This window comes from Microcoleus sp. F10-B2 (assembly GCF_036704965.1).
Lineage (GTDB): Bacteria > Cyanobacteriota > Cyanobacteriia > Cyanobacteriales > Microcoleaceae > Microcoleus.
Genome location: NZ_JAUBTB010000009.1, coordinates 87,836 through 107,451 on the forward strand (window position 1 = coordinate 87,836; position 19,616 = coordinate 107,451).

Annotated in this window: 12 protein-coding genes; 4 read left to right on the forward strand and 8 right to left on the reverse strand. The window is 47.7% G+C overall.

Going from position 1 to position 19,616, the window contains the following annotated elements; translation table 11 throughout:
• Positions 1-83 precede the first annotated feature (83 nt).
• Complete coding sequence (locus tag QUA99_RS05685) at positions 84-1,091, forward strand: tellurite resistance TerB family protein (RefSeq protein WP_333237386.1); 1,008 nt, start codon at positions 84-86, stop codon at positions 1,089-1,091.
• Positions 1,092-1,690: 599 nt separating this feature from the next.
• Here the strand turns inward: QUA99_RS05685 and QUA99_RS05690 are convergent.
• Together QUA99_RS05690 and QUA99_RS05695 are read right to left on the reverse strand one after the other, a co-directional pair.
• Entirely contained in the window at positions 1,691-2,251 is a 561-nt protein-coding gene (locus QUA99_RS05690) for an RNA-binding protein (RefSeq protein WP_333237384.1), read from the reverse strand.
• Between the two features lie 1,080 nt (positions 2,252-3,331).
• Positions 3,332-5,830: a zinc metalloprotease HtpX gene (locus tag QUA99_RS05695; protein WP_333237382.1), complete on the reverse strand. Its 2,499-nt coding sequence runs from the start codon at positions 5,828-5,830 to the stop codon at positions 3,332-3,334.
• Between the two features lie 364 nt (positions 5,831-6,194).
• Here QUA99_RS05695 and QUA99_RS05700 point away from each other — a divergent pair, with 364 nt between their 5' ends.
• Positions 6,195-9,107: a hypothetical protein gene (locus QUA99_RS05700; RefSeq protein WP_333237380.1), complete on the forward strand. Its 2,913-nt coding sequence runs from the start codon at positions 6,195-6,197 to the stop codon at positions 9,105-9,107.
• A gap of 384 nt (positions 9,108-9,491) precedes the next feature.
• On the opposite strand, the gene QUA99_RS05705 is transcribed toward QUA99_RS05700, so the two are convergent.
• The 3 genes from QUA99_RS05705 to prfC all read right to left on the reverse strand — a co-directional run bounded on the left by QUA99_RS05705 (position 9,492) and on the right by prfC (position 12,023).
• Complete coding sequence (locus QUA99_RS05705; protein ID WP_333237378.1) at positions 9,492-9,947, reverse strand: hypothetical protein; 456 nt, start codon at positions 9,945-9,947, stop codon at positions 9,492-9,494.
• Positions 9,948-9,982: 35 nt separating this feature from the next.
• A complete protein-coding gene (locus QUA99_RS05710) occupies positions 9,983-10,171 on the reverse strand; it encodes a hypothetical protein (RefSeq protein WP_333237376.1) in 189 nt (62 codons plus the stop codon).
• Positions 10,172-10,394: 223 nt separating this feature from the next.
• Positions 10,395-12,023 (reverse strand): peptide chain release factor 3, encoded by a 1,629-nt coding sequence (gene prfC, locus QUA99_RS05715; protein WP_333237374.1) that lies wholly within the window; start codon positions 12,021-12,023, stop codon positions 10,395-10,397.
• Between the two features lie 102 nt (positions 12,024-12,125).
• On the opposite strand from prfC, the gene QUA99_RS05720 reads away from it, so the two are divergent.
• Positions 12,126-12,470 (forward strand): DUF4870 domain-containing protein, encoded by a 345-nt coding sequence (locus QUA99_RS05720; RefSeq protein ID WP_333237373.1) that lies wholly within the window; start codon positions 12,126-12,128, stop codon positions 12,468-12,470.
• Between the two features lie 222 nt (positions 12,471-12,692).
• On the opposite strand, the gene QUA99_RS05725 is transcribed toward QUA99_RS05720, so the two are convergent.
• From QUA99_RS05725 to infC, 3 genes are all read right to left on the reverse strand, one after another.
• On the reverse strand, positions 12,693-13,169 hold the full coding sequence (locus tag QUA99_RS05725; protein ID WP_333237370.1) for a cyclic nucleotide-binding domain-containing protein: 477 nt from the start codon (positions 13,167-13,169) through the stop codon (positions 12,693-12,695).
• A gap of 159 nt (positions 13,170-13,328) precedes the next feature.
• Positions 13,329-16,370: a HEAT repeat domain-containing protein gene (locus QUA99_RS05730; RefSeq protein ID WP_333237368.1), complete on the reverse strand. Its 3,042-nt coding sequence runs from the start codon at positions 16,368-16,370 to the stop codon at positions 13,329-13,331.
• 268 nt (positions 16,371-16,638) lie between these two features.
• Complete coding sequence (infC, locus tag QUA99_RS05735) at positions 16,639-17,175, reverse strand: translation initiation factor IF-3 (protein WP_006635262.1); 537 nt, start codon at positions 17,173-17,175, stop codon at positions 16,639-16,641.
• Between the two features lie 416 nt (positions 17,176-17,591).
• Between infC and QUA99_RS05740 the strand changes: the two genes are divergently transcribed.
• Complete coding sequence (locus QUA99_RS05740) at positions 17,592-18,614, forward strand: alpha/beta fold hydrolase (RefSeq protein ID WP_333237365.1); 1,023 nt, start codon at positions 17,592-17,594, stop codon at positions 18,612-18,614.
• Positions 18,615-19,616 lie beyond the last annotated feature (1,002 nt).

Here is a 19,616-nt window from a genome sequence, read left to right on the forward strand (position 1 = left end):
AATCTAAAATCGATTGACTACTATCTTTTTATGTCATAAATTTGCTATGAATAGCAAAACTAAACACTAGCGGGGCAAAACCTGTGGCAAAGTTTGATAAAATATTCAATTCAGAAGACCAATCCGAAGCAAGCTTGACTTTAGAAGAATCCGTAGCAGCCATAGCACTTGTCGCAGCGGAGGCAAATTCCCCTGACACGAATGCTGATATCTTAGAAAGCATACTTTGGGAATCAGAAATATTTGCTGAATACTCGGAAGATGATATGTCAGCAATGTTTCAAAGACTCGCCGGTATTGTCGCCCAAGACGGTTTAGGAGCATTATTTAATACTGCTTGGGAATCTATGCCAGATGAGTTAGTTTTGGATACTTTTGCAATAACTACAGCAATGTTTGTCGCAGATGGCGAAATATCTCAGAAGCACGAGGCTTTTCTTCAGGAATTCCAGCAAGCATTAGGTGTGGAAGACGAGGAAGCTGCGGAAATTATTGAGGATGTAATTGCTGCTTACTCGGAAGTAGAGGGCGAAGAGTCTGATTTCGATACGGCATGGTACGTATCTCCTGAAGGCAATTTTAGCGTTCCCATTCCAGTTGACGAGCAACGAGGCGGTAAAATTGATGAGCAAGAAAGCTGTGTCGCATTTTCTGACGACTTTGGCGTTTTGCTGAAAATTGATTATTTCCCTGTTGCTGGTGAAGTGGAAGAAACAATCGAGTCGGTTGGCGAGGAAGCTTATCTCAAGTCTTTTCTCGACAATTTTGTTTCTCAGGCAATTCTTGCTAATGTTGCCAATTCTAAGTTACTCCACGCAGAATATTTAGAGGATGAAGAAGCTTATTTCGTGGTTTTAGATTTGCCTGCTGGTGCAACTATCAGCGTGCAAGAAAACGATGGCCCTCTGACTCGGTTGGATGCTTACCGGGGACTTATGGCTTTTATTGCTGACGATTTTTGCTACACGGTAAGCTGTCAGCGAATTTATCAGGAGGGGAATGAATTGGGTTCCCTGGAGTCTGAAGTTGAGGGAATTATGAACAAGATTTTTGAGTTTATTGAGACAATCGAATTCGGGCCGATCGAATAAGCAGGAATTATTTAGGGGGGCTAAAAACCGGGTTTCTTTCTAACTGTTTCGCTGCTTAACTCTATATTTTCAGAGAAACCGGGTTTTTTTGCCAAAAATTCTCAGGATATTATATCGTTTCCGGCTGCACCGGAATGATCGGCGAGGACACGGCAGTGCCGTGTCCCTACAATCGATCGTGGTAGGGACACGGCACTGCCGTGTCCTCCGTTTATATCATTCCGATGAAGAGCGGAATTGATATTATATCGTTTCCGGTCGATCGACCAAAATCCAACTCGTTGGTAGTCAGGACTGGAGTTTTCATTACTTCCCCGATCGCGGTTATTTTACCGCACTGCTAGATATTATATTTATGTCCGGTCGATTACCCCTAATACGGTAGGGGCTCCCCTCACGAAAAATATCTGCCAATAATTGACAATCTCAAAAACCCGCCCTTTTAATCGCGGTAACTCGATCGGACATGATATTAGAGGTTTTTTACCATACAAGAGTGCGATCGACAACAGGGTTTTTTGACCCGCGATCGATCGCACTTCCAGATACATTCAGTCAACCGCAGTCGAGAGACAGCAGCAATTAGCCGCCATTTACGACTAATTAGTAGTCTGAGCTTCCACCAATCTTTGCTTGAGTTCTTCCAGAGCACTCGCCCAGCGCGGATCTGGCTGCACCGAGCCGGAATCAGCGCTCGACACCGTTGCTGCTGACTGATTGCGGCGAGACTTGTTGTTGTCACCCCGACGGCGATTGCTTTTGCTGGAACCGCCTCCACCTTGGGTAGGAGGAGCCGAGCGCTGCTGTTGCTGCGGCACAGGTGCTGGCACTGACGACGACGCGGAAACCAACTGCGGTGACTGCGGCGACGACTGCTGCTGATCGTCTTCGCCCTTCTCAGATTTACCCTTAGATCGGGGCAGTGCCTTCTCTATTTTCAGCGGGTTTTCTTTGAACATCAAGCCGTTGTATTTCTCAATAACTTGGTCGGCTTGTTCGTCGGTTAGCACCGTCACAAAACCGAATCCTCTGCATTTTCCAGTTTTGCGGTCTGTAATTACCTTGGTGGTAACAGATTCGCCCTCCGGTGCAAAAACTTCTTGCAATTCTTGGCGATCGAGTTCTTTCGGTAGATTGCCAACATAAAGACGAATAGACATGAAAAATTCCTCCCGACTTGGATTTTAATTAATTTGCTCGAACAGAATTATCTGAAGTCAACTGAATATTGACTTCAGGCAAACACCACATAACCCGAGAATTGGCGCATTCCTCCCACCAACCTTGACAGCTCCCCCCACCTTTTAGAACAAAAAGATGATTTACTCTGATAAGGCCGGAACTTAACCGCCGATGCAGAGAGCTTTTAAATCTCAGGTTGTTGTGTAAACTTTTAGTCATCACTCAAATGTTTAGGCTATTGGCTATTCTGTATTACTTGCTTCCGGTTTTGATTCAGAATGTTTATAGCCAGCGCCGTCTAGAAATTTATGTCCAAGGATGTCAATTGCAAGCGATCGGAATGCCAGTATTCAGTTTAATACAGTGATGGATAAAATGGCTAACATTTTTTCAGCCAGTAATCTTACCTCGTTCCTAATCTCGCTCCTAATGCTGAGAACTACTCACTTACCCGCTATCCCTTAAATCCGGCCCGGCAGAGTCCGAGCATTCTTTAAAGGTATCACAGCCTTGGTAACAGAGCTAGTTATTTAGGAAGATTTCAGTCTGAATTTAACGGAAACCACATCTGAATCACTTTTGAGAATTCATCCCGCACAGCAAAAATAGCGATCGAAAAAAAACAGCCGACAAGCGGCTGACTGTACTTGCTGTGTTGGGAGGTTGACAATTTTTACGCAATGCCTTAGCGATTTTAGCCAACTGAAGTTATCGCGCTGTTTGGTTCAATCCAATTTATGTAAACTAATGTAACAGACTGCGGGCAAAAAAGCAACTTTTCTTTACGAATGAACAAGCAACAAGAGTGTAGGGTTCTGACCGCGCACCGAGAAAATCGGGTAGGGTGTACACGGCGCAACGAGAAGATCGATCGCCCATCCCCCGTTTAACTCAAAACTCATCTGGGGCTGCGCGTTGTGCGCGATCGAGTGCGGCAATCTGATAACTATTCCTCATACCTGTAAAAAATGCAATTGCAGGCAACCTCGAAACCCTTATGCAGTAAGTCATTTCCCATTCTTCAATCTAAAATCCCAAATCTAAAATCCAAAATCGTCTCACCTTGGGCCCTGGATAATGATGTATGCGCCCCAAAAAGCAGCAGCAAAAGCCAAAACCGCCGACCAAATCGGATGTCCGCTGTCACTAACCCTCCCTCCTTGACTGCGGAGACTTTCGAGATCGATCGCCACAGTAGCACCGCGGCGCAGCCAACCAGTCGCCACAACAGATGTTCCCATCAAATCGCTGGGGCGAGTAGGTTTGGGCCACAAGCAGCCAAGGTAGCCAAACCTCGAAACATAATGCAGCCTCACCAAACCCGTCGCCGTCTGCAAAATCAAATCTTGTCCCAGCCAATTATCTATACCCGATCGACCCAAAAGTTGCCCTTCCAGTCGCACCGGTTCAGCATCCAGCGGCAAACTCTCGGGATTTGACAAAATTTCCGGCAAACTCGGCGAAGCGGTTTCTCGCGGTATAATGTCCGGGAAGAAATAATTGATCCGCATCAAAGTACCGATAGAAAACCCGATCGGCAAACAGCCCCAAATAATCGATCGATCGCCCCAAAGCCAATCCAACTGCCAGATACTCGTCCTCGAAAAAATCCCCCCAATCAGCCACAGCACCCCGACTATCCCCAAACTCATCGGAACTCCAAAAAACGGCGCGCCCTGTAAAAATAGTTTTGAGTCTTTAAATTCGAGTATTGACTTAAACAGAGACAATTTTCCTTTGCTGGGTTGTTCTGGCACTCCCGCGTTTACCAAATCTAACTCAGTCTCCAGTTTCCAGAATTGAGCGTAAAGGGCCAACAGCTTCAAACGCTCTCCCAGCAAAGGATGCGCGCTGTTAACCGTCAACCAGTTGCGCTCGCGATTGCTGACATCCCACAGCAAAATCTGTTCCAGCGGCGCGTGTAATGCAGCAGAACCAAGGGTTACAGCTTGTCCGACGCCTACGGGTAACAATAGATCGAAACTTTCCAAGAAAAAGCTAGTTTGTTTTTGCTGCTCGATATTACCAGCAATGCCGATCGCAATTTTAGCCAGTGCCCGCGTCAAACCGTTAGGATTGCCCGTAATTTCCGCAGCCGTGCGATCGCTAAAATATACTCTGCGGCGCGACACCCACAACATCGGCCACCTGAACAACTTATAAATCCCGTAACTGGTAGCAGAAATTGCAGCCGCCACAACTTTGACAGCAGAACGCAAAAACTCGATCGTCATTAAATCGCACAACCGTTCACCCCAGTGCGCCACCTGCCAATAAATCAAGTAAGGAATCTGAATCACCAGCAGCGCCAGCGACATCGGCGCAAAATCCCAGTGAGAAATATGGCCCAACTCCCGCGCGAAAATAGTGGCAATTTCATCATCCGTCAACTGTTCCAACAGCCCGCGACTCACCGCAATCCGAGCAAAACGGGGCAAACAGCCGTAACTGAAAGCTACAGGAACATTTAGCGGCAAGAGTTGCAGCACCGGCACCGGCATATTTTGCTTGGTACAATAACTTCGCAGCACCCGACTAGCTTCCTTGCTGTGCTTCGATAAAACCGACCCGCGCAGGGTTTCGATGCCGCAAAACAGTTTCAGCAGCGCGTCTATCAGCCAGGGAGACGAGGCCAAAAGCAATCCAAAAACCATCTGAACAAAAGGAGTTGGATCGCGGTAAAAAAGCTGAATCGGCCGGAAAAAAGGCAGCCTACTGAATATGTAAAGCTGAACCAACAGAGAATTAGTGTTTGTCAGCAGGAATTGCAGGACAAACCGGGCTAGGAAAAATAGGGCGATCGCACTTGCAACGGCTTCTACCCGAAAGCCCAGCAACTTCAGCGGTTTCAGCGGGCGCGGGCTTTTCGCGGCGCGCCCTGCTTCGCGCCAAGTGAGTTGGTAAGTATCTGGGCTGGCGAATCCGGGGATATCTGTTGGGGAAGCGGAACTATTTTCGCCGCTAATTTCTGCGGCATCTGGCACGGTTTCTGTAGGGGCGGTGCCCCCGTGCCCGCCCTCTGATGTCGAGCGAATCGGCGGTGTGGGGGGTGGAGGTGGCGGGTAAATCGGTTGCGATTTGGCGTTTCCAGGCTCTACAGCCTGCTCTAAAGGTAAAAATCCTGTTTTTTTATCGGTGGTCGGTCGGTCGCCCCCAATCGTTTTTTTCGGCGATTTTATTCCGGCATCAAAGGCGACAAAGCCTGTTTCGGGGGGAGTTTCTGCGGATTTTGGTTTATTTTCCGGTGGTTTTGGGGGGCGAGGGGGGGTTAATTCTCTTAAAGCGCGATCGGCCCAAGTTTTGACTTGAGAATTGGGACTTTTGGCGAGGGAAGAGCACAGGGCGATCGCCTCTTTCACATTACCGGTTGCTTTGTATGCAGCCACCAACCCCATCTGCGCGCGGATTCCCGACGGCCCATTGGCAGCGGTTTGGGTAACGGATTCTAAAAGGGCGATCGCGGTGGGGTAATCCTGCTGTTTCAAAGCTGCCAGCCCAGCCTCTAGAGACTTTTTTGCAGATGAATCCGCCGGATTTGGATTAGTGGGAGGTGCCATGACTGTGCTTTCGCTAGCGTCCTTTATTAAGATAGCTTGGCTGGTCGATCGATAGCTGTTCTAACACAGCTCTATTTCTCTGTCACCATTTGTTGCAGTTTCTTCGGCGGTTGAAACCGTTTAACAGTCAAACTTTCGGCCACTCCCAGCGGACGATCGCAACGATCGGGCAGGAGTTGAAATCCCTCCCTCAAAGCTAAAGTCTTCGCTATGAGGACTGAAGATTTATGCTAAATCCGGGTTAAAGATTTCCTCGATCTCTTAGTCTCTTAGAGAGAAACGAGAGTTTGTGTAGACGCGATTTCACTTGCTGAACCCATCTAATTTTTGCTTATAATTAAATTAACACCTCACCCCTACATTTATGCCAATTGACGACGAAGATTTTGAAAGCGAATCTATTAGCGGCGATCGCAAACTGGAACTTTTTACCGATAGATACGAATTTACCCGCCGATTTGCCTTTTATTTAAACGAAGACCCCGCGCGCCAACAAATTTTGTATTTTTACGGAGATGGAGGCAACGGCAAGTCTTTGCTGCTACAACACTTGCAGTTTCACTGCTGCAAAAGATTTTCGCCGCAGGTGTGGAAACAATTGCACGACATCCCAGAATCACAAGCCGCCCAAGTTGCTGATTTTGTCCGCTATGCTGAACCTAAGACCTACACTCCCATACCCGCAGTCAGACACGATTTCGGATTGATACCGATTAAAGAAGATAAACCGCAAGATAGATTTTACGGCTTGCTGATGCTGCGGCGCAATATTGCAGCAGCCACTAAGAAATATAAATTTAAATTTCCCAATTATGACTTTGCTTGCTTTTGGTATTTGCTGAACAAAGGCGAATCACAGGCAACTCTCAACCAACTTTTCCCCGATGATGTGGCGGAATTGGTGGTACCTATAATTGAAACTTTTGCAGATTTTCCGGTGGTGGCGCAAGCTGTAGCGGTGCTCAAAGGGATAGATAAATTGGGCGGGATTAAGCGGGCGATGAAATTAATTCAAAATCGCTTGGGCGTCAGCGATGAAAAGGCGGAGGAAATTCGCCGTCTAGATATTGATACTGAGTTAACCGACTATTTTCCGAAATTGTTTGCTGGGGATTTGAATGCGACAATGGCTGGCAAAAATAAACCCGATCGCCTCGTGATGCTGTTCGATACTCACGAGAAAATGTGGGATGAAAAACGCAATTCTCAAGGCGCAACTTTTTGGTATCAAGATGAGTGGTTTCGGCGGTTGTTGAGGGCATTGGATTACAAATTGGGGATTGTAGTTGTTGTGGCGGGGCGAGAGTGTCCGGTGACGCAATTGCGGTGGCCGAATGCGTCAAGGTTTCCGATTCCCGCAGATTATATAGATGCACAATTGGTGTGGCATTTGTCGCCGGATGATGCGAGGGATTACTTGCACAAAGTGAAGATTGACAAGGCAGATTTGGCAGATGCTGTAATTAAATATGCCAGCGTCAATCCCGCTGATAATTTGGAGAATTTGCAGGTACATCCGTTTTATTTGGGTTTGTGCGCGGATGCGGTGCTGGCAGAAAGAAGGCGGGGAATTGAGTTGCTGTCGTCGGATTTTGCGCGGATTCCGAAGTTGGAAAACAAGACTGCGGAATTAACAGATCGGTTGCTGAGTTATGTCGATCGCGAAGTGCGATCGGCCGTGCATTCGCTGAGTGCTGGCCGCGCTTTTGATGAGGATTTGTACGTAAAATTGGGATCTGGTTGCCACTTCCAGGCAAGCAGTGCAAATTTTGAGATGTTGACGGGTTTTTCCTTTGTGTGGAAATCGCAGAAGCGGGGGGATAACTGGTATCGGATTCACGATTTATTGCGGCGTTTGGATGCCGATCGGCATCATCCGAAAACTCGCAGGGCTCATGAGGTTTTAGAGGGGCATTATCGAGAAGTGGGGAATGCGGCGGAGGCAATTTTTCATGCTAATCGCTTGGATTGGCAGCGGGGTGTAGAAGAATGGAAAGAGGTGTTTGATGAAGCTTTGAGAAAGAGTCGCTATAAGGAATGCGAGGCGCTGCTGGAAGTTAGAGATGAGTTGTGGATTAAAAGTGATTATTGGCTTGGTAGAGTTTCGCGATCGGAGGGAAATTACTATGCTTGGTTGGCTCGATATGTAGAGGCAAGACAGGAATATTTAGAGGCAGTTGCAGCCTATAATTCTGCTTTACTTATTGCACCGGATGATATCCATGCTCTCAACAACAAAGGGAATGCGCTACAAAGTCTGGGTGATTTGCAAGCAAAGTTAAGTGAATTTGAGGCGGCAAAACAGTCTTACTTTGATGCGATTGTTGCCTTGAATTCTGCTTTACTTATTGTACCAGATGATATCGACGTTTTCAAGAACAAAGGGATCGCGCTGAAATGTCTGGGTAATTTACAGGCAAAGCTAAGTGAATTTGAGGCTGCAAAACTTTCTTACTCAGAGGCAATCGCAGCCTATAATTCTGCTTTACTTATTGCACCAGATTATATCAATGCTCTCAACAACAAAGGTAATGCGCTGCGAGGTCTGGGTGATTGGCAAGCACGGCTAAGTGAATTTGAGGCTGCAAAACAGTCTTACTTTGATGCGATTGCTGCCTTGAATTCTGCTTTACTTATTGCACCGGATGCTATCTGTGTTCTCAACAACAAAGGGAATGCGCTGCGAGGTCTGGGTGAATTGCAAGCACAGCTAAGTGAATTTGAGACGGCAAAACATTCTTACTTTGAGGCGATCGCAGCCTGTAATTCTTCTTTACTTATTGCACCGGATGATATCTGTGCTCCCAACAACAAAGGGAAGGCGCTGTTAAGTCTGGGTGATTTGCAAGCAAAGCTAAGTGAATTTGATGGGGCAAAACAGTCTTACTTTGAGGCAATCGCTGCCTTGAATTCTGTTTTACTTATTGCACCGGATGATATCGGTGTTCTCAACAACAAAGGGATTGCGCTGCGATGTCTGGGTGATTTGCAAGCACAGCTAAATGAATTTGAAGCTGCAAAACAGTCTTACTTTGAGGCGAGGGCTGCCTATAATTCTGTGTTACTTATTGCACCGGATGATATCGCTGCTCTCACCAACAAAGGGAATGCGCTGCGATGTCTGGGTGATTTGCAAGAAAAATTATCTGAGAGACAGGAAGCACTCAAAAATTGGCAAGAGGCACTGGAAATGTTCGATCGCTCTTTAGCCATTGCCCCTAATCGCAATTGGGTTCGCAATTGGCGCGATTCGCTCGCTGCAAGAATCTCTCGATAATTTGGGTGACGATACTGTCAGCAGTTAGCTCGATCGAAATGAGTAAAGACCCGGCATTAAGGAGGAGGACGTGTCCAGTTAACTTACACCGAAAGTTCACAGGATTTACGCACTCCGACAAAGAAACCGGGTTTTTGGCCGAATCTGCGAATCACAACCAAGTATTCAAGGGAAAAACCCGGTTTCTGGCCATTCGCCCGTCAGCCTTCAAAGAAACCGGGTTTTTGGCCGAATCTACGCATCACAACCAAGAATTATCGAAAAAACCCGGTTTCTGGCCACCCGTGCGTCAGCCTTCAAAGAAACCGGGTTTTTGGCCGAATCTGCGAATCACAACCAAGTATTCTGGAAAAAACCCGGTTTCTGGCCACCCGTGCGTCAGCCCTAAGACTTGATACCTGACGGCGCATATTTCTTGTTCTTTTCCGATTCCAGGTATTGCTTGTAAGCCACTTCATCGCCACCAAAAGAATCGATCGATACCTGTCGTTGCGGCATCGGTTTCAGAGGAGCATCGATCGGGCTATACCGACAGTAACACATCACAATTACGTCATAGTCGCTCATCGGAGTTGGAATATCAGGCGTATATGTTTGCACCCGCACAACTTCCCAATCACTCACCCGATAATGAGTATTGTGTGCGTGTTCATTTGGATCGTGTTCTGACTCCACCCGCACAAATTCTACAGGGCGATATCCCGGTTCAGGAATCGGTTCCTCAGAAGAATCCCAGTTTTCTGCAATGATAAAAGTTAGAGCTTGGCTGTGTTGTAGTTTTCTCTGTCTCCAGCCTTCATCCTCACCTGACTCAGCCTGAAAAATAATGTACTTGTGCATCACTCTTCCTCCTTTTCTTCGAGATAGTTGGGAAATTATGTTTTCCCTTTGAAAACGCAATCAACTTCAAAAATATACTTATTTTCGATTTCCTCAATGTCGATCAGTTTCCAGCCATACTTCTTTTGCATATCCCGGCATTTCTGCGGGTTGGTGGCGCTGTTTCGGGAGATATCCTTCTCTGAATCGTAGCGCAGCCACCTATTTGGATCGTTATTTGTCATTATTGATATAGCTCCTGTGTTGGCTCTACAACATTGGAGAAGTCGTCTTGACTCGGTGTTTGCGGCACTGCGTCAAGGCGCATCTTTAGAGTTGATGTATTTTATGATAAGACAAACCAGGCTTTCATACCCTCTTTATTCCAAGCCTTTAACTGTTGGTTAATGCGTAAGCCCTAAAAAGGACACCCCACCGTGCCCTTTCCCTACAAACCAATTATCCCCGTCACTCCTCGCTAACAGCCAAACCAGAAACCACAGGGGCGATCGCATTTAACTTCAACACAGGATGCTCCCCTTCCACCTGTCGGCAATTCCACTCATTTCTAAACAGCAAAACCGGCCTTCCCCAAATATCTTTCACCGTCACCGTATTAAACAGCCGCCCAACTTTTTCCAGCGCATCCCAACCGCCGTCAACCCAACGAGCTACACTGTAAGGCAACATATCGATCGTCGTTTCGACATTATATTCCGACTGCATTCTGAACTGCACCACCTCAAATTGCAACTGTCCGACAGCCGCCAAAATTGGCTCGCGTTTCGCCTCGTCAACCGAGTACATAATTTGCACTGCGCCTTCTTCCTGCAACTCAGAAACGCCCTTCCGGAACTGCTTAAACTTAGAAGGATTGGGATTTCTCAAAAAAGCAAAAAGTTCGGGAGAAAAACAGGGAATCCCTTCATATTCCAGTTTTTGACCGGTGTAAATAGTATCGCCGATCGCAAATACCCCCGGATTGTTCAAACCGATCACGTCGCCCGGATACGCAACATCGATCGACTCCCGATCCTGAGCAAATAACTTTTGAGGCCTTGACAAACGCACCGTTTTACCAGTGCGAGCGTGAGTCACGTTCATGTCCTTTTCAAATTTGCCCGTACAAACCCGAATAAAGGCAACCCGATCGCGGTGTCTCGGGTCCATATTCGCTTGCAATTTAAACACAAACCCGGTAAAATCTTCATAAGTTGGCGGCAAATCTCCGGCGCTGCTCTTGCGGGCGATCGGCTTCATAGCGTAATCTAAAAACGCATCTAAAAACAGTTCGACCCCAAAATTGCTCATGGCGCTGCCAAAGAAAACAGGCGTCATTTTTCCAGCCCGAACCAAGTCTAAATCGAGTTCAGTTCCCAACTCATCCAGCAGTTCTAACTCTTCTTTGAGCTGATAGTAAAGGTCTTGTTCCAACAACTCTTCAATGCGCGGATCGCCCAATTCGATGACGGTATCAACAGCAGCGCGAGAACCGTGTTTAGTGCGCTCGAATAAGTGAATTTTGCGCCCTCTGCGATCGAAAACACCTTTAAAACGATCGCCCGTACCTATCGGCCAATTTACCGGATAAGTCTGCAACCCCAATTCTTTCTCAATTTCGTCCAACAAATCCAAAGGTTCTCTGCTAGGGCGATCGAGCTTATTAAAGAAAGTAAAAATAGGCAAACTTCGCAGCTTACAAACTTCAAATAACTTCCGAGTTTGCGGTTCCAAACCCTTAGCAGCATCCTCCAGCATCACCGCATTGTCAGCCGCCGCCAGAGTGCGATAAGTATCTTCGCTAAAATCTTGGTGTCCGGGAGTATCTAGCAGATTAATGTGATAATTTTGATACTCAAACTGCAAAACAGTAGAAGTAATAGAAATTCCCCGCTGCTGTTCCATCGCCATCCAGTCAGATGTAGCGTGTCGCTGAGCCCGCCGCGCTTTCACAGAACCTGCTTCGTGAATTGCACCTCCGTAAAGCAGCAGCTTTTCTGTCAAAGTAGTTTTACCCGCGTCGGGGTGCGAGATAATAGCAAAGTTGCGCCGGCGCTCAACAGCAGTTAGCAGTTCAGTTTCGAGTTCAGTGGTCATTACAAATTAGGTAGGGGAATCATCACCCGATCGCCATTATAGCCTGTGCTAGAGTGGCTATTAAAGGTAAAATTATCACTAAAGTCAAGGAAGAAAAGTAATATGTACGACTCCGACAAACGGAAGCTGCTATCACTGGTGTGCCACGGGGCGATTTTTTTCAGTACGTTACTGTTCTCGATCGGAGCGCCGATCGCTGTATTGTTAGTATCAGATGACCCAGTGGTCAAAGAAAACGCCACAGAAGCGATCAATTTTCACCTTAATGTATGGCTGTACAGCACCGTGATTGTGGTGTTAACTGTCGTCACTTTTGGTCTGGCCGGCTTTATCCTAGTGCCAATAGGTTATCTGCTGCACTGGGGACTGACAATAATGGCTATCCTCCACGTTTTGCAAGAGCCTAACACACCTTACCGCTACCCTTTTATTTTCCGAATAGTTTAGACAATAAATCGCCCTTCAGCATCGATTACAAAAACCCGATTTCGTAATGAAACCGGGTTTTTAATTGTTTTATAACTCACCAAAAAGTGATTGTAATGTGCGCTGCGCTCACCCTCTCCATAGAAATTTTGCGTATTCTTAAGGTACGCATTGGGCATCCTAGAGAAGATAAATTTTGCAGAATTACAGCTCGCCTGAAACACAATAACCAATTCCCAAATTTCATCGCATTTCAGCAACTCTCGCAGTCTCTGTAGGCGGCATAATTGCCTCCTTAGCATTCAACTTTTGATTCAACTCGCGAATCCGGCGCGACAGCAAGCGAATAATATTAACAGCAATTCCCGGCGTCTCATCAATAGCATCGTAGAGCTGCATTTGAGTCAGCATCAAACACTCCGATTGTTCCAGAGTAGAAATAGAAGCCGATCGAGGTTCCGCATCAAACAGCGACATTTCCCCGAAACAAGCTCCCCCTTTCAACTGTGCCAAATCCCGATCGCCTATATGAACCCGCACCGTTCCCGATACCAAAATATAGAGCGATCGACCTTCTTGTCCTTCCGTAAAAATCCTGTGTTTGGCAGGAAACGAAAGTTCATCCATTACCGATGCTAGACGCACGAGAAAATCATCCCGCAGTTCCTTAAAAATCGGAACCTCCCTGACCAACAATAGGCGTTCGACGCTGGTTAACATAATGCGATGCAGTGATTAATTTAAACTTAAACAAAGGAAGAGGAATTGGGCATTGGGAATTGGGCATTGGGAATTGGCCGGCGCAGGGCATTGCGGATAGTTTATTTTTGTTCCTTCTTCCTTTTCCCTATTCCTTCTTCCTTCTTCCTTCTTCCTTCTTTACCTTTTTCCCCCAGCACCCAACTCTGCCATCATCTCTTCAACTTGAGCTGATACCAAATTATCGGGGTCATTTTGCAGCCTGGGCAACAATTCGACCAACGCCCGCGGCGAAGCTATTTTCAAATAGGCTAACACTGCTTCGCGGACAAAACCTGTCGGGTGCTGCAGACAAACGAGAGTTTGTTGAGCCGTAAGGCTCCAGCGCGCTTCCCTCGCCAAGTGAAAGCAGCAGGCCAAGGCCCAATCCGAAAGGAAGTGGCGCAATTCTAGCAAGCGGCGCAAACGATCGCTAGGGGCTAGAGGCTTGTAAACCATCAATTCGGAGAGATTGCTCAATTTTTCTCTTTCCGAGTGCTGATCCAACAAATTGATCAGCGATCGCTTCCTAGCTATATCCACAGTATTATCGAGAATTTCCAATCCCCTAGCAACCAAAGAAGGTTGGCTCGAAGCGATGTTGAAAGCAGCGGCTTGTACGGTTTCGAGCGGATAAAGAAACTTCATCAGCAAAAAACACCGCTCCCTAGCATCAGCTTCCAATCCCGACAGAGCCCGCTGCAACAATTGAGCCGTATCGTTGGCAGGTTCCCGGGTGCTGTTGGCATCTGGCTCTGAGAAATTGCTGTAGATTGTTAATCCAGACAAATCTACCAGACCTGCATAAATTTGACCGATAAACATTAACTCCTGTTCGATAAGAGTTTCCAAGCCGCTGCGGCCGATCCGGTCTAGAACCCCTTCTATCCCCGCTTCCGAAGGCATTTTCAACAGGATGCGGAGGATATTGCGCCTCGTCGTGCCCCAAGCCGTCATTAAATTGCTCACCAAAATGTCTATCGCCTCCGGACTCCCAATTTGACCCAGAGCCGTCCAAGCTTGCAACCTGATTAAATCCGACTTGTGGATGTCCTCAGCCAAATGCACGAGCAAAGGAATGGCATCGTTGTGAAGCTTGACTATAGCCTGCAAAGCCGCTTCTCTAGTCGATTTGTAACCGAGTCCGCGCAGCAGCGAAGGATAATATTCTTCCGAATGAGTAGACGAAATCACGTCTAACAGAGCGCGGCGCACTCGCAGAGATTCATCTTGCAACAGATTGGGGATGTGCAGCCGCAGTCCTTGCAAATAATCAGCTTCTCCCAGAGCCCGCGTCCCCATAACACGTTCCCGCTCTTGCTTGTGCGTCAGCATTTGCCGCAGCGTATTAGTAGCCTCTGCCTTTTGCTGGCGATCCCCCCTTCTCATAATTAAAGCAGCCGCCGTACCCCGCACTACCGGATCGACGGTCGGCTGCAAGTAAGGCCGCAAGCTGTCGATATTCGGTTCAGCTTCCGTCAGCCAGATGTAGCGCAAAGCCAAGGCCAGCACCTCGGGGGGCAAGGATTGCCGCGAAAGCGCGCGGACTGCATCTAAATATGCGGGGCTCGGGTGTTGCAGCATAGTTTCCAAGCTCTGGCGCTGCAAAACAGCCGGCAGCGAATCGAGGAGAGGGGCCAGAACTTCTCCCACATTTTTGGGGTCAATTTGCGTCAGGAGTTCAATGCAAGAGCGCTTTTCATCTTCGCCCCCCGGCTGTTCTAGAGTTTCCACCACTGCGCGCTTCAGAGCTTTGAGGTCAACGTCAGTGACGCCCAAGCGCCCCCGTTCAGCACTTTTGACCAACAAACCCACGTATTGAGACCGGATCAGCCAGACCACAAACACCCACAACAGCGCCAATATTACGATCGCGCCAATAAATATCAAGCTTTGCTGGTCGTGAAATACACTTTCGTCTTGCTGGGGGAGTATCTTGCCTGTCACCCACAGCATAATCAAGATGCCTACTCCTGTAGCTCCGCAGGACAATGGTTCGCCCACACCGTTGACCAAAGTTTGAATTCCCGATCGAATATTGTCTGGAATCGGTTGAAATAAAACCGGGCTCACGGTTTCCAACAGCGTGTAGTGCAGCAGTTCGTCTAAAAACCTCAGCAGTATCAGCCCGATGAACACAGATACTAGCTGGCCGAGGGATGCTCCTATGGTCAGCACCCCGAGTATAGCGATGCCCGCCGGCAAAATCATCGCCGTCACGAATACACCGATTCTTTCCACCAACCTGCTCGAAGCGAACCACTGAGTCGCCACTTGAAACAGGCCTTGTATGCCTTCGTAAATGCCCAGGAAGCTAGCGATCCAGCTAGCTCCGTCCCCCGGGTTTTGGTATTCTAGCTGGCTGTAGAATTGGAAATCTACCAGCACGTAGACGACTTCTGCGAGGATGAAGAAACTGACTAGAGGTACGGCGTATTTTTGGAGCGGGCCTGTAACTTTGCGGGCGGTAAATTCTTCTTGGTCGTCTTCGTCGTCATCCGTCCAGTGAGCCGTTTCCGGGAATGCTTGGCGGTATTTTTCCGTGAGGTAGTAAAGTAAAACCGAGCCTGTCGCCACCATTAACCCCGATATCAGGGTAACGTTTTTGAGTCCGACTAAGTACAGCAAAACAGGCAGAGAAAACCCGCTGACTACTCCAGCCACTAGATAGCCGCTGCTGACTAGCGGATAGGTGCGCTTGATTTCTCTAATGTTAAACAGTTGGTTGGAAGTGATGGAAGTGTTCAGGTCGTTGAGGACGTAGCAAGCTTCCACCCACAGCCACATCAAAAAAATAGTAATAAAAGCGATGCTGATGCCAGCTATCTTAGTATTTTCGTAGCCGATGCCGAATCGAAACAAAAATAGCGGTACCGACATCATTCCCAGAACAACTACGACGGTGCGCCTCAGCGGCAGGATTTTTTGCAGCCACGAGTAGACAAATCCCAAGCCAGAACCGATAAAGGCGCTGGCTATGTAGATAAAGGGCATTTTGTCTGCACCGTACTCGTCTAAAAACAGACCTACTGTGCTGAGTTCCAGCCAGATCAGCCCGACGGAGGTTAGAGTGTAGACGAGGAACATCAGTACGGTTCGCTCTACTTCTTCCGATCGCAAGTTCAGCGATCGTAGCACTCTTTGTCCTGCTCCCGCCCAAGCGCTGATTTGAAAATTTTCCATGCTTAAGAGTGCGTTAATATCCCCATTTGTGGTAGCCTTTCACCGATATCCGGCAGGGGAGCGATCGCCAGTCGGTCGATTTGAGATTTGAGATTTGAGATTTGAGATTTACTCCACAGACGAATCTGGGAGCAGGAACTAGGGTCTAAAATTTTTTGCCCTCCACGACAAAAGTCGGAAACTTCTATCCGTTTTTGGGCGGGGTCATTAGTCCACCGTCACCAGTCTATTACTATTGACTGATGACTCATGACTAATGACTATCTTTTTATACTTTCTTGGGCGACAGCAGCATCATCATACTGCGTCCTTCTTTTTTCGGGGCTTGCTGCACTTCTGCGATTTCCTGCAAATCTGTGGCCATGCGCTTGAGCAAGTCCTCTGCTAGGTTGCTGTGTTGGATTTCCCGACCTCTGAACATGATCGTGGCTTTTACTTTGTCCCCAGATTTGATAAAGCGGTCTGCTAGTTTGAGGCGCACTTGGTAGTCGTGTTCTTCAATTTTGTAGCGCATCTTCACTTCCTTCACGTCGGCAGTGTGCTGCTTCCGTTTTGCTTCTCGCGCTTTCTTTTCCTGCTCGAATTTGTACTTCCCGTAGTCCATTACCCGGCATACGGGCGGGTCAGCTTTGTCGCTGACAAGTACCAGGTCGAGTTCTTTTTCTTCTGCCAGGCGCAGCGCTTCTGCAGGCGTCAATATGCCTAGTTGCGCGCCGTCGGTATCGATTACCCGGATTTTGGGGTATCGAATGTTTTCGTTGATCTGAGGTAGATTGCGATTTTGTCTTCTTTCAATCACAGGCATGAATGGTTTTACAAGCAGTAGTTTAATAGCGAAGCTTCTTGATAGTTACAGCTTTGAAGGGCCAATATTTCAGTTGGACGATCGAACTGTTTTGTAAGATGTTACCCTTACCGGACGTAATACCGCGCCCTCTCTCCCCTCAGCTTCATCTTTGGGGAATATTTGGACGATCGTAAATGAAGTCTTACAATACTTGCTATTCTACTCAGTCTGGCTGAGTTTCTGCCTAGTTTTATTTTAACTTCACACACGATCGCCCGCCCCGTTGTCAAATTGATGACAAAACCGTCAAAAATTCACGGTAAAAGGTTAACGATGAGGTAGAAAGGCTTTTCCTACCCCATCAAGCCCGGTCTGGCAAGTCCCCCAAGTCCCCTGATTTTCCTTGTAGAATATGTATAAGCAAGTGTAAATTTATGTTGCGAGCTGAGGCACAATTGACAAATTCTCTGCTGTGGCACCAACGGGTGGGAACTCAACGAGACTGGGTGTGGCGGGGTTGGCAAACTCGCTACAGTTATTTGCGGCCTGATAGGGCTGCCCATCAGGTGGCGATTAAATTTCAAGATTCTGCGGTCGAGGCAATTGCCCCGGCCTCATCGGGAACGCCGATTATTTTACTGCACGGGTTTGGAGCTTCGATCGGCCACTGGCGGCAAAATCTCGCTTTCCTTGCCGAAAACCACACGGTTTACGCCTTGGATTTGTTGGGGTTTGGCGCTTCCCAAAAAGCTCCGGTCAACTACTCGGTGTCTTTGTGGGTCGATCAAGTTTATGATTTTTGGCAGACTTTTATCAGAGAGCCGGTAGTCTTGGCAGGAAACTCGATCGGCTCGCTGATTTGTCTGGCCGCAGCGGCGGCTCACCCGGACATGGTGGCCGGCACGGTGATGATTAGCCTCCCAGACCCCTCTGTGCGAGCCGAGGCGGTGCCCGGATGGCTGCTCCCGGCGATCGAAGCTGTAGAAAGTTTGTTTGTTTCCCCGCTCTTGCTCAGGCCTTTGTTTTATTTTGCCCGCAAGCCTTCCTTTGTCCGCCGCTGGGTTGGCTTTGCCTACTCCAACCCCGAAGCTGTTACCGACGAATTAGTGGAAATTCTAGCAGGGCCTGCAGGCGATCGGGGAGCGGCCCGCGCCTTCTGCGCTTTATTTAAAGCTGTAGGCAGTTCACAGTTTTGCCCCAGTGTCAAGACTGTAATGCGAAATTTAACAATCCCGATGCTGTTAATTTGGGGCAAACAAGACCGGATGGTTCCCCCTCGGTTCGCCCGACCCCACCAATTTGTCGAATGCAATCCCAATTATGTAGAGCTAGTTGAATTAGATAATGCGGGCCACTGTCCCCAGGATGAATGCCCCGAACAAGTAAATCAAGCAATTTTGAACTGGATGAAGCGGAATTTTGTACCTGCGGGCAAGAGCAAATTGCAGCGCTGTTGATTAGACACAGGGCGGTGCGTTGCTAAGGGAAAAAAATAACTTGCGGGTATCGATCCGGCTCAAAAATAAAGTTGCTATAACTCGATCGCACCCAGCGTTAGGGTATAGCAGATGTTGAAGGCTGTAGCGGCTAAGCTGACCGGGTAAAAAGAAGTCCGGGGGAAGGCGCAATCGACCGCTTGTGTTTCAGGAATTAAGAATGTCCTAACCGTCAGGGCGGTTGCTATATGACAAAAATTCCCTCTCTTGAGAGTCAGTCGATTTGAGGTTCGAGATTGACTCCAAAACCGCTATCTGGAGGCTTGAACTAACCTAAACAACTTTTTTGCTGTGGGCGACTCCTAGTGGAAAGTAAGTCTCCGTCTTTCTGTGATGTCATCTATCTACTGTTATTGATGGTTGCTGTTTTGAGAAAGTCAGAGATTGACACAATCACCAAGATAGTGTATCTTCTCTAACTGGTAGTACACATCCCTGTTATGCAGTTAGTCGAAAGGCAAGTCATCAAACCAAATCACAGGTTTTACCCAGAAGCCGATCGATTGTCTTGGCGATCGAAAAAACTCTCCAACTGCCATAACTAGATCTACCGACGGTCAAAACTTTTTCTCAGGTCAACCAACCAATGCTCTGGCTGTCGATCGTGCACTCAAAAAGAGTGTAAATGACAAAGCATTACCCGCCCAAGTAACACACAAAACTCTCCGGTTACTGCTGAAAACATGGACTAGCTATCATAGTGTCAAATTGGCGGGCGCGATCGCGATGGCCCAACTAAGTTTTAAGCAGCACCGAAAATGCCTGACTAAAAAATCCCGGAAAAAAGAGAGCAGGGGCGCTATGTAGTTGTATTTAACTGTCAAGCTGTCAGCAAAAAGGGTTTTCCCAAATAAAATGCCATTCGATCTGGGACTAAAATTTGGCGGCATTGAAAAGTTACCTCAATCTTGGAAATCCGGATAGTTCCCGAGGTAAGTTGTTGATTTATCGAGGTAGTTTAGG